Annotated in this window: 7 protein-coding genes; 3 read left to right on the forward strand and 4 right to left on the reverse strand. The window is 62.1% G+C overall.

Translation table 11 applies throughout. The annotated features are described in order from the left end of the window. Window positions 1-3 precede the first annotated feature (3 nt). The 3 genes from ygfK to AAAX36_RS07260 all read right to left on the reverse strand — a co-directional run bounded on the left by ygfK (window position 4) and on the right by AAAX36_RS07260 (window position 6,097). Window positions 4-3,003 carry a putative selenate reductase subunit YgfK gene (ygfK, locus tag AAAX36_RS07250; RefSeq protein ID WP_349074882.1) on the reverse strand — a complete coding sequence of 1,000 codons (3,000 nt, stop codon included), beginning with the start codon at window positions 3,001-3,003 and terminating at the stop codon, window positions 4-6. Window positions 3,004-3,151: 148 nt separating this feature from the next. Next, the gene (gene ssnA / locus AAAX36_RS07255; RefSeq protein WP_195503601.1) at window positions 3,152-4,507 is read right to left on the reverse strand and encodes a putative aminohydrolase SsnA; all 1,356 of its coding nucleotides are present in this window, start codon (window positions 4,505-4,507) and stop codon (window positions 3,152-3,154) included. A 195-nt stretch (window positions 4,508-4,702) separates the two neighbouring features. Further along, window positions 4,703-6,097: a solute carrier family 23 protein gene (locus AAAX36_RS07260; RefSeq protein WP_349074883.1), complete on the reverse strand. Its 1,395-nt coding sequence runs from the start codon at window positions 6,095-6,097 to the stop codon at window positions 4,703-4,705. Between the two features lie 352 nt (window positions 6,098-6,449). Between AAAX36_RS07260 and AAAX36_RS07265 the strand changes: the two genes are divergently transcribed. Then, window positions 6,450-7,106, forward strand: a complete 657-nt coding sequence (locus tag AAAX36_RS07265) for a PAS domain-containing protein (protein WP_271758618.1) — start codon at window positions 6,450-6,452, stop codon at window positions 7,104-7,106. Between the two features lie 112 nt (window positions 7,107-7,218). On the opposite strand, the gene AAAX36_RS07270 is transcribed toward AAAX36_RS07265, so the two are convergent. Continuing rightward, window positions 7,219-7,596, reverse strand: a complete 378-nt coding sequence (locus AAAX36_RS07270) for a RidA family protein (protein ID WP_349074884.1) — start codon at window positions 7,594-7,596, stop codon at window positions 7,219-7,221. A 300-nt stretch (window positions 7,597-7,896) separates the two neighbouring features. Here AAAX36_RS07270 and AAAX36_RS07275 point away from each other — a divergent pair, with 300 nt between their 5' ends. After that, on the forward strand, window positions 7,897-10,389 hold the full coding sequence (locus AAAX36_RS07275; RefSeq protein WP_349074886.1) for a U32 family peptidase: 2,493 nt from the start codon (window positions 7,897-7,899) through the stop codon (window positions 10,387-10,389). Between the two features lie 15 nt (window positions 10,390-10,404). Further along, the gene (locus AAAX36_RS07280) at window positions 10,405-11,064 is read left to right on the forward strand and encodes an RluA family pseudouridine synthase (protein WP_349074888.1); all 660 of its coding nucleotides are present in this window, start codon (window positions 10,405-10,407) and stop codon (window positions 11,062-11,064) included. Window positions 11,065-11,497: the final 433 nt, after the last annotated feature.

The following is an 11,497-nucleotide window of genomic DNA, read 5'->3' on the forward strand; positions in this document are numbered from 1 at the left end:
CGCCTATTTCTTAAGAAGGTACGAATAGTTGTCGCGCACAGCCCTGATGGTCAGGCGGACGGCCTCGGGAAGACCGGTGTTGACGGCATCGACCGAGACGGTGCGGACCGTGCCGGCGACGCGAACCTTAAAGTGGTCCTCGTCCACGGCCAGGAAGCCCTCGTTCTCGGAGTTCTCCATGTCCTCCTCGCTCCAGAACAGGGTGAGCTTGTCCTTGTAGGGACGACCCTCCTGGTAAGGGCAGAACACGGCGCAGTTGCCGCACTCGTTGCACATGCCGTCGACATGGACGACCTGATGCTTGGCCAGGCCCGGCACCTTAATTGCCACGTTGGCGCGGTTGGGGCACACGTCGCAGCAGACCTCGCACACCGAGCCGCAGCCCAGGCAGCGGGTCTTGGTGCAGTTGCGCTTGTCGCGGCACAGCGACCCCTTGCGCTCGTAGCAGGTGTCCTCGCGGCCGGCCTGCTCGTTGCAGTCGGCGTACTTGTTAAAGTCCACACCGGCGATGGCATGGGCGACCCCGGCGGCATCGGCGATAGCCTCGACCACGGTGGCAGGACCGCGACGGCAGTCGCCGGCAGCCCAAACGCCCTCGACGCCGGTGGAAGTGGCGGCAAGACGGCCGCGACGGTCGTGCTCGACGCCCGCGGCATCGTACAGGCTGGCATCGATGCCCTCGCCCACGGCGCAGATCACCGTGGTGGCGGAAAGCTCGACGGTCTCGCCCGTGGCGACGGGGCTGCGACGGCCGCTTGCATCCGGCTCGCCGAGCTCCATGACGTCGCAGGTCAGCACGGAGCCGTTAAGCGCATTGGGCGCCAGCAGCTCGCAGAACTCAACGCCGTCGGCAAGGGCAAAATCGAGCTCTTCCTCGTCGGCGGGCATCTGCTTCTTGGTGCGGCGATACACCAGGCGCACGTTCTTCACGCCGGCCAGGCGCTTGGCCACGCGGGCCGCGTCCATGGCGGTATTGCCGGCGCCAATGACCACGACGTCCTCGCCCAACTCGAGTTTCTCGCCCTTCTTGGCGGCCTCGAGGAACTCCAGCACGTCGAGCTCGGCACCCTCGCCCAACCCCGCAGAGCCGGGCATCCAGGCACCGGTGGCCACGACCACGTCGGTAAAGCCCTGGGCCTTGAGCTCGTCAATGGAATCCACGCGGGCGTTGAGCTGCACCTTGGCGCCAAAGGCCAGGCAGAGCTCGGCATCGTGGGAGATATCGTCGCTGGCGATGCGGAACTCGGGGATGACGTGACGGACCACGCCGCCGAGCGAATCGCGGGCCTCAAAGATGGTGACGGGCACGCCGGCGCGCGTCAGGAAGAACGCCGTCGCCAGGCCGGCCGGGCCGCCGCCGATAACGGCAACGTTGCGCTCACCGTCGTTGGCGATAGCCTGGGCGCGCAGCTTGGGCAGCACGGCAGTCAGGGCCTCGCGGGCGGCCTTGAGCTTGCTGGCGCGAATCTGGGCGCCCTCGGGCTCGTAGAATGCACGCTCGCAGGCACGACCGCAGGGATGCGGGCAGATGGTGCCGGTAATGAACGGCAGGGCGTTGCGCTCGATGATGATGTTGAGTGCGTCCTCGTAGCGGCCCTCGTCAACAGCCGCCAGGTAGGCAGGAATGTCCTGCTGGATGGGGCAGCTCGTGCGGCACGGCGTGGTAAAGCAGTCGGAAAGCGGGCTCTTGCCGGCGACCTTGCGGTCGGGCAGCGGGCGCAGCGGCTTCTTGTAGAGCGGATTGGTGAGCGAGTCGGTCTGGATCGCGGTCACGGCCTCGAGAGAGACGCCCGCGAACGGCTTGCCATCCAGGTCGGTAAACTCGCCGGCCATCTGGCTAAAGCGCTCGTAGCCACCGGGCTTGAGCACGTCGGTCGCCAGGGTAACGGGCCAAATGCCGGCATCGTACAGGGCACGGATGTTGTAGACCGTGGCACCGCCGGAGTAGCTGATGCGCAGCTTGCCATCGAACTGCTCGGTAATGCGGCGGGCGGCCTCGATGGTCAGCGAGAACAGCGAACGGCCGGACATGTACATCTCGGTGGAAGGCAGCTCGTTCCTCGTCACGTCGACGGGGAAGGTATTGGTGAGCTTGACGCCAAACTCCAGGCCGCGCTCGGCACACAGGGCAATCAGGCGCTCGAACATGGGCACGGCGTCGGACCACTGCAGGTCCTCGCGGAAGTGCGTATCGTCGAAGACGATGTAGTCAAAGCCCAGCTCGTTGAGGCGCTGGCGGGCAAACTCATAGCCCAGCAGCGTGGGGTTGCACTTGATGTAGGTGTTAAGGCCCTTCTCGGTAATCAGATAGGTCGCGATGCGCTCGATCTCCGCCGGCGGGCAGCCATGCAGCGTTGACTCGGTAATGGAGTTGGAGACGCGCGCCGGGATGGACTCGACAAACGCGGCATCAACATGCTCAAACTTGTCCAGGTTGGCGAGCGCCCACGTGCGGCACTCGTTCCAGACGTCGGAGCCGCTGGCGTCCTTCATGCCCTCGATGTAGGCATCGACCTTGGGGCTCTTGATGCCCTCGAGGTCATAGCCCACGGACATGTTAAAGACAAAACCGTCCGGGCTGCCCAGGCCGTACTCGCGAGCGATCAGGTGGCAGGCAAACCATGCCTTCACGTACTCGGCAAAGGCCTGCGGAACCTCGAGCTCGGTCGACCACTCGCAGTTGTAGCACTCGTCCTGCGCCACAATGCAGGGCTTGTTCACACACTTGGAGAGCTCCTCGCCGTCCATAACCTGGACGGTCTTGAGCTCAAAGAAGCGGGAACCGGCCACGTAGGATGCCACGATGTTCTGGGCAAGCTGCGTATTGGGGCCGGCGGCCGGGCCAAACGGAGTCTCGATGCGCTCGTCAAAAATGGGAAGCGCACCCTCCTGATTGGTCGTGACCATCTTACGCACGCCAAAGATGGCGTCCTGAGTCTTGTGCTCCTCGATGATCCAGTTCATCAGCTGCGAAAACGGGATCGGCCTCATGATGTCGCTCATAGTGAGCTCCTCTCTGTAACGCCCGGCGAGACCGCGCGGCGGGCGCAAATACGGTGTAGCGCTAGCACAGCGCCGGCGACCCCGCGGAGGTCGCCTATACGCGCGTCCGATGCGGCGAAACATCCGACGCGCGTGAATCTACTTGTAATTAGTAGGCGCGATCGTTGAGCGTGCTCCAGAGCTTCTTGGACTCGGCCATGGTCCACGCGTTGATCTTGTCCTCATCGATACCAACGAACTCGCGATCCTTGTACAGGACGCGGCCGTTGATGATGGTGGTGCGGCAGTTTTTGCCCATCATGCCAAAGAGCATGTGGCCGTCGATGTTCTCCTCGCTCAGCGGCGTAAAGGGCTTGTAGTCCATGACGATGACGTCGGCAGCGGCGCCGGCCTCAAGCACGCCGAGCTTGCGATCGAAATACTTGCTCGCCATCTTGGCGTTGTTCTCAAAGAGCATCGTCATGGCCTCGCACCAGCCCACGTTGGGCATGGCGGCGTTGTGGCGCTGAATGATCAGGAAGACCTTGAGGCTCTCGAGCATATCGTGGGTGTAGGCGTCGGTGCCCATGCACACGGGGATGCCGCGGCGGAAGAACTCGAGCACGGGGGCGCAGCCCACGGCGTTGCCCATATTGGATTCGGGGTTGTTGACGAGCCAGGTGCCGGACTCCTTGACGATATCCATCTCGGCAGGCGTCACGTGGATGCAGTGGCCGAGCATGGTGTCGGGACCCAGCAGGTTGTGCTGCAGCAGGCGCTCGACGGGGCTGATGCCGCCGCGGTTGAGGCGGGAGTCCCAAACGTCATTCATGCCCTCGCACACATGGATGTGGAAGCCGGTCAGGCCGTTGTTGGCCTCGGCCATCTTGTCCATGGTCTCGTCCGAAAGCGTAAAGGTGGCGTGACCGCCAAACATGGCGGCGATCATGTGGTTGTCGTTATCGCGACGCTCCTTGGCGGCCCACTGGGCAAATTCGGCGTTCTCGGCAATGGCCTGGTCGCATTTTTCCTGGCCGCGGCGATCGGAGACCTCGTAGCACAGGCACGAACGCATGCCCAGCTCCTGAGCTGCATCCTTAATGGTAAAGAGGCTTCCCGGGATCTCGCAGAAGCTCGCATGGTGATCGAAGATCGTGGTGACGCCATCGCGGATGGAGTCAAGAATCGTGGCATAGGCGCTGGCCTTGGTGCCGTCGAGCGTCAGGTTGTCGTCAATCTTCCACCACTGCTGCTCAAGATTCTCCAGGAAGTTGGTGGGGTTGCAGCCCTTAATGGCAAGGCCGCGGGCCAGACCCGAGTAGATGTGGGTGTGGCAGTTGATGAGTCCGGGCATGATGAGGTTGCCCTGGGCGTCGACGTACTCGGCATCCGGGTACTTGGCCTTGAGCTCGCGCTCGGGGCCCACTTCGACGATCGTATCTCCGTCAATGGCGACCGCACCGTTTGGAATAAACGGGGTCTGAGCGTTGCGGGTAAAGACGGAACCGTTAGCGACCAGAAGCATGGATGCTCCCTTCAACATCAGAGGCGGGGTTTGACACCTCTGACATGGCGGAGTGCGAAGCGCCGGCCTACACCGGAAACGGGCCCTCTCCCGTCAACGCTTCACCAAAGGGACAAACCCTTTGAAGTGCGGCTTGGTGCCGCATGGCGTCGGCGGACGAGGCGATGCGTCCGCCGACGAATAGCACCGAATTGGTTACTTCTTGCTCTCGGGCAAGACCAGATCCACGGCAGCGTCCTTGGCAGCATCGATGTGCTGAGCCACGACCGGCGTCTGCGGAAGGATCAGGTTAAGGACAATGGCCATGATGGCGGTGGGGGTTACGGCATTGGAGCCGATGACGGTGGACACCCAGGCGGGCATACCCTCGCCGGCAAGGCAACCGCTGGCCATCCAGATACCCAGGCCAAAGACGACGGAGGTGCCGACGATGGTGGTGGTGCGCTGCGTGAGGCCCTCGCGGGTGAACATACGCACGCCGTTCATGGTGATGGTGCCAAAGACGCCGACGGTCGCGCCGCCGATGACGGGCTGCGGGATAGCGGAAAGGACGGCAGAGAGCTGCGGGAACAGACCGGCGATGGCAAAGACGGCCGCAATGATCACAAAGACCCACTTGTTGACGACCTTGTTGGAGCAGATGATGCCCACGTTCTGGCCAAGGGCGCTGGTGGGAAGACCGCCCAGCAGACCGCCGACCATAGAGGTGAGGCCCTGGGACACGATAGCGCCGGAGAGCTCGCGCTCGGTGGGCATACGGTCGATGGAGCCCAGGCAGGCGGCGGAGACGTCACCGATAACCTGGATGGCAACCATGGGGAACACGACGGCGAGGGTAATGCAGACCTCGGGATCAAACTCGAGCGCGTAGGGCATGAGCTTGGGAAGAGCGAAGACCTGAGCGGTGGCGACGCTGGAGAAGTCGATCATGCCAAAGGGGATGGAGACGATCATGCCAACGATCATGCCAAAGAACACGGATCCCAGCTTGAGCGTGCCCTTGCCAAAGTTGGCGAGCGCAAAGACCACGGCGAAGGTGATAAGAGCGACGCACCAGGCCTGCGGGGTGCCCCACAGCGGCGTACCCATACCGCCGGCCATATACTTGACAGCCGTGGGATAGAGAGAGACGCCAATGGAGAAGATGACCGTACCGGTCACGACGGGCGGGAACAGCCACTTAATCTTGCTGTAGGCCAGACCAAAGAGGACCGCGACGGCACCGCCGACAAGCTCGCCGCCCAGCAGCGCACCAAAGCTAAAGCCCGAGGCACCCATGGCCTGAAGGGCCGGCAGGAACGCGAACGAAACGCCCATGACGATGGGCAGGCCGCCGCCGATGCGACGGAAGGGAGCGAAGGCCTGAAGGGCCGTGTCGATCGCCGAAAGAATGAGTGCAACCTGAATGATATCGGTGCTCTGCTGGCTATTAAAGCCGTAGACGCCGGCCATGATGACCGCCGGGGTAATGATGCCGGCAAACGATGCCAGTACATGCTGAAGGGCGCACGGGATCATTTCCTTAACGGGAGGCATGCCTTCGCGAGTGAACAGGGCTTCAGTGCCGTTCGTAACCGTCTCCTGGGTCATTTGACCACCAATCCTCGAAGTAGTTGTTTTCGCATCTAACGCTCTATTGTGACGCAGTGCGGGGTTGAGGTTGTGCCTTCATTGCATATCGTATTAAAGATGATTCTCATTCTCAATAATAATTTTTTGTTATCAGACTATTCTTCAGCTGAAATAACGCATTTCCGCAGGTCAGGAAAGTGTCTAGTCAAAATAACATCTAACTTTTCTTTTGGTCAACCGTTTACCGCTAAATTCCTACCGTTCGTCTGCATTACGCAATGTACCTGCGGATATACGAGATGATGGGCAGCGTGTTACCATGAGAAAAAATTGTTATGAACATTTCCGATTTCACCCAAAGGAGTTGCCCGTGAACGAGACCGTACGTCGCTTTTTGCCGATGGTCGATTTTCTGGAGCAGATACTCGGCAAAAACAGCGAAATCGTGCTGCACGATTTCTCGGATCCCGACCACGCCATCGTTGATATTCGCAACGGCATCGTGAGCGGCCGCAAGGTCGGCGGTCCCGCCACCGATCTGGCACTCAAGATCATGCACGACGCCAAGTATCGCGACCTGCCGTTTATTACGGGCTACGAGGGGCGCGGTGCCGGCGGCAAGACGTTGGAGTCAGCGACGTACTTTATCCGCGAGAATGATGAGATCGTCGGTATGCTCTGCGTCAACACCGACCTCTCGACCGTGCGCTCCATCAACGCCATGGCACAGCAGCTCATGGCCTGCTTCGACGCGGCGCCGACGCGCACGGAGCCCGCGTCTATCGAGGTCGAAAGCCTTTCGGAGTCCACACAGGAGCTCATCGACCGCAGCATTGCCGAGTTGCTGAGCGCGCGCGGGCTGGATGTAGCATCGCTTGGTCAAAGCGACCGCGTGGACGTCATTCGCCACCTCAACGGCAACGGGGTGTTCATGCTCAAGGGTGCCGTGGCCTGCGCCGCCACCGCGCTGGGCATCTCGGAGCCCAGCGTCTACCGCTACCTGCAAAAAGTCCGCAAGGAAGGCTAACGAGCAAAATGGAGTGCGGCTCCACAAGCGATCCGTCACTTGATAAAAGGCCCTGCAGCTCGCACGCGCTGCAGGGTCTTTTTGCATGTCATGTTTAGTTGTGGCCAACGCCTTAGAGAGCGGCAACGACCTCGATCTCGACCAGACCGCCAGCCGGAAGGGCGGCAACCTGGAAGGCGCTGCGCGCGGGGAACGGGGCCTCAAACTTGGAGGCGTAGACCTCGTTCACGGCGGCGAAGTCGGCGATGTCGGCCAGGTAGACCGTGGTCTTGACGACATCGGCAAAGGTAGCGCCGGCAGCGGTCAGCAGGGCCTCGACGTTGGCGAGGGACTGCTTGGCCTGGGCCTCGACGCCCTCGGGCATCTTGCCGGTCGCGGGATCGATGCCCAGCTGGCCGGACAGGAACACCATGTTGCCGGCCTGGATACCGGGGGAATACGGGCCGATGGCTGCGGGTGCGTTATCGGAAGACACGACGGTCTTGCTCATGTTTTTCTCCTTACGATCAATTGAGAGAGCGTGAGCGCGGTGTTCACACCGGGAGGCACAGTTCGGTCTGAACACCGCGCTTGATTGGGATAGTACTCAAGGTTTCTGTTTGATGCAAGAATATTATCAGCTTGCGAGAATATTTTATCGCCCAACGGTTTCCCCGAACCGCTGAACGGTTCTCATGTGGAGCAGCCAGTCCAAGCTGCTGAAGACTTTGTCCTGCTTAGGCTGCGGGCGTCGCCCACCGCAGCGACGCCACTATACTTTTGAATATCTGAGCATTTTGAAAGGCAGGATATGACCGCAACCGCCAGCCGAACCACTAACCGCAGGCCCGAGCTTTTGGCCCCCGCCGGAGGCCCGGAGCCCTTTGCCGCCGCGCTCGCCGCCGGGGCAGACGCCATCTACTGCGGCATGGGCAGCTTCAACGCCCGCCGCAAGGCAACCAACTTTACCGACGAGGCCTTTGAGCAAGCCTGCCGCGCCGCGCATCTAGCCGGGTCGCGCGTCTACGTCACGGTCAACATCGTCATCAAGCAGTCCGAGATGGGCGATGCACTGCAGCTCATTCATCGCTGCTCCACGCTGGGCGCCGATGCCTTCATTATCCAGGACTGGGGTCTGTTCTTTGAGGCCAAGCGCACCATGCCCGGCATCGAGACACATATCTCGACCCAGGCGAACATCCACGACGACCGCGGAACCCTTTGGTGCCGTGAGCAGGGCGCCGACCGCGTGACTCTCTCGCGCGAGCTCTCCATCGACGAAATCGCCGCCATTCACGACGCCGCGCCCGATGTGGACCTTGAGGTCTTCAGCCATGGCGCCATCTGCTTTTGCTACTCGGGCCTGTGCCTGCTGTCGAGCTTTGCCATGGCGGGACGATCGGCCAACCGCGGCATGTGCGCCCAGCCCTGCCGCCTGCCCTACGAGTTGATCGACGAGAACGGTCGCGCGCTCTCCCCTGCCGGTCGCGAGCGCGCGCTGTGCCCGCGTGACACCAACACCTCACAGCTTGTTCGCCGTCTGTATGACGCCGGCGCCGCATCGCTCAAGCTCGAGGGCCGCATGAAGGCACCCGATTACGTGTACTCCATCGTTGATGTGTATCGTCACGAAATTGACGACATGCTATCCGGAGCCGCCGTTGCCAAGGACGAGGAAGCCGCCCGCCAGCGCCAGCTCAAGCGCTGCTTCAACCGCGACTTTACGCACGCCTATCAGGACGGCACCTCGGGCGACGAGATGATGAGCTATGAGCGTTCCAACAACCGCGGCCAGATCGTGGGCACGGTGCTGGGCAGCCGCCCGGCCAACCGCGATGTGCGCGGCCTCAAGTCCGACGACCGCCGTCGCCGCGCCGCCATCGCCCGCATTGAGCTGTTTGAGCCCGTGGGCAAAGGCGACCTGCTGGAGCTTCGCCACGATAACGAGTTTGACCAGTTCCTGACCACCATTGCCGCCGATGATGCCGCCGCCGGTGACATCATTGAGTGCCGCGTGCCCCGTAGCATGCCCGAGGGCTGCCGCGTGCGCGTGATTCGAAGCCAGAGCGCCATTGACGCCGCCGGCGCCGCGCTCAAGCGCGATGTGCTGCGCCGCCGAGCTGTTGACGTGTCCGTCGTGGCGCGCCTGGGCGAGCCGTTTACTGTCACACTCACCTGCTGTGACAACCCCGCGCTCACCGCCACCGCCACGGGCTTCACCGTCGAGGCCGCCAAGACCCGCGCCGTCGAGGCATCCGATCTGGTTGAGCACGTCGGGCGCATGGGCTCCTCTCCCTTTGAGGCCGCGAGCTTTGATGTGGCGCTCGATGAGGGCTGCGGCATGGGCTTCTCCGCCGTGCACAAGGTGCGCGCCGCCGCTTGTAAGGCGCTGGAAGAGGCCATTCTGGCACCGTACGAGGAGCGCGCAAAAACGCTCGAGTTGCCGGTGCTCGACAAATGTACGCGCCCCATGCCCAAGCACTACCGCGACGAGCCGCAGATCTGCGCCACCGTCACCTCGCTCGAGGCCGCCGAGGCAGCCCGCGCGGAGGGTGCAACGCGCATCTATATGACCACCGACGCGCTCGAGGCTGTCGGACTCTCCCCTGCCGATGCATTTGAGCAGGGTATCGTGCCCGTACTCGACGAGGTCTGCCGCGCCGTCGACCACGAGCGCGTCGATCCTTGGATCAATGCCGGAGCCACCGTCGCCGTCGGCAATATCTCCGAGCTCGCCGTAGCCGCTCATGCCGGCGCCACGGCCGAGATTCGCTCTTGCCTGCCGGTGCATAACACGCCCTGCATGGAGGCACTTGCCGAGCGCGGAGCCGGTGCGTTTTGGCTCTCGCCCGAGATCACGCTCGACGAGATCGTCTCGCTTGGCACCGCCGCGCCCGCAGCCCTGGGCATCACTGTGTTCGGCCGCCCGCGCGTTATGACGAGTGAGCACTGCATCCTGCAGGTGGCCAATGGCTGCATCCACGATTGCGCTAACTGCCGCCTGCGCGCCCGCAAGCTGTCACTCAAGAATATCGACGGCAAGGTCATGCCCGTACGCACCGACATCCATGGCCGCTCTCGCCTGTACGACGCCTACCCCATCGACCTCACGCCGCAGGTTCCTCAGCTGCTCGATGCCGGCGTGCGTCGTCTCATGGTAGACGGAACGCTGCTCGAGACAGATGAGGTGGGCCGTGCCGTCGCCCGCGTCCGTCGTGCCGTCGAAGCAGCACAGGCCGGCCGCAAGCCCGCCACCCGCCTGCGCGGCGCCACCTCGGGCTGCATGTTTGTGGGAATTAGCTAACCGAAAGGCTTACACGTGAACGAAGAACCTCAAGTCCTTTACTGCGACGCCTGGCTCATGGCCATCGACAAGCCCGCCGGCATGATCGTCCACGGCGACGGCACCGGCGAGCGCACGCTCACCGACTACGCCAGCGACCTGCTGCTGGCGATGGGTGACGGCTTTGCCGCGACCGACATGCAGCCGCTCAACCGCCTGGACCGCAACACCACCGGCGTGGTGTTGTTTTCGCTCGACAAACAGACGCAGCCCGCCTTTGACCAAATGGTCATCGACCACGCCTTCGAAAAGCACTATCTGGCGCTGGCCGAGGGCAAGATCGACTGGAACGAGAAGCTCATCGACAAGCCCATCGCCCGCGACCGTCACGACAGCCGAAAGATGCGCGTCGGCGCCAGCGGCAAGCCGTCTCAAACTCGCGTGAAGGCGCTCAAACGTCTTAAGAGCCGTCGTGGCCTGCCCGCGCGCTCGTATATCGATGTCGAGTTGCTCACCGGCCGCAAGCATCAGATTCGCGTGCACCTGGCGAGCGAGCGTCATCCCCTGGTTGGCGACGACCTGTACGGAACGCCGCGCCCCTGCGGCCTGATGCTCCACGCCCACAGCGTGTCCTTTACGCATCCCGTAACCGGCGAGCACATCCACATCGAAGCCCCCTGCCCCTGGGAGCCCTAAAACCTGCCGAAAAGGGACAGGTTTATTTTGGCAGGTTTTATCTGGGAAAACGTCAAGCCGCCACGATGGCTCAGCCGCGGTCCCAAAACGTCTCGATCTGTAACAGTTAGAACCCATTTTCCGGTCTATTTGTTATAGATCGAGACATTCGAATCCCTCTCAAGGAAAAATCTCAATCTGTAACAATAACTCGGCAAAATCGGTCCCAGATGTTACAGATTGAGACAAAGGGACGGTGCGGCTCGGAAGTATCTCGATCTGTAACACCTAGCCCACTTTTAGCGGTCCAGTTGTTACAGACTTAGACAAAACCGGTAGACAACGAAAGCGGCAACGCCCGTGATGGACGTTGCCGCTTTTCTATTGAGAAAACTACTCGGTTTCCGTTGCTAACCACCACAATGGGGACAGGTGAACTGCGCCCCGAAACTTG

Origin of the sequence: Collinsella sp. CLA-ER-H10 (assembly GCF_040092475.1) — a bacterium.
GTDB lineage: Bacteria > Actinomycetota > Coriobacteriia > Coriobacteriales > Coriobacteriaceae > Collinsella.

What these genes read in the sequence shown, in the direction of transcription:
- ygfK (WP_349074882.1), bottom strand. Translation starts at nt 3,003, where the DNA reads ATGAGCGACATCATGAGGCCGATCCCGTTTTCGCAGCTGATGAACTGG.
- ssnA (WP_195503601.1), bottom strand. Translation starts at nt 4,507, where the DNA reads ATGCTTCTGGTCGCTAACGGTTCCGTCTTTACCCGCAACGCTCAGACC.
- AAAX36_RS07260 (WP_349074883.1), bottom strand. Translation starts at nt 6,097, where the DNA reads ATGACCCAGGAGACGGTTACGAACGGCACTGAAGCCCTGTTCACTCGC.
- AAAX36_RS07270 (WP_349074884.1), bottom strand. Translation starts at nt 7,596, where the DNA reads ATGAGCAAGACCGTCGTGTCTTCCGATAACGCACCCGCAGCCATCGGC.
- AAAX36_RS07275 (WP_349074886.1), top strand. Translation starts at nt 7,897, where the DNA reads ATGACCGCAACCGCCAGCCGAACCACTAACCGCAGGCCCGAGCTTTTG.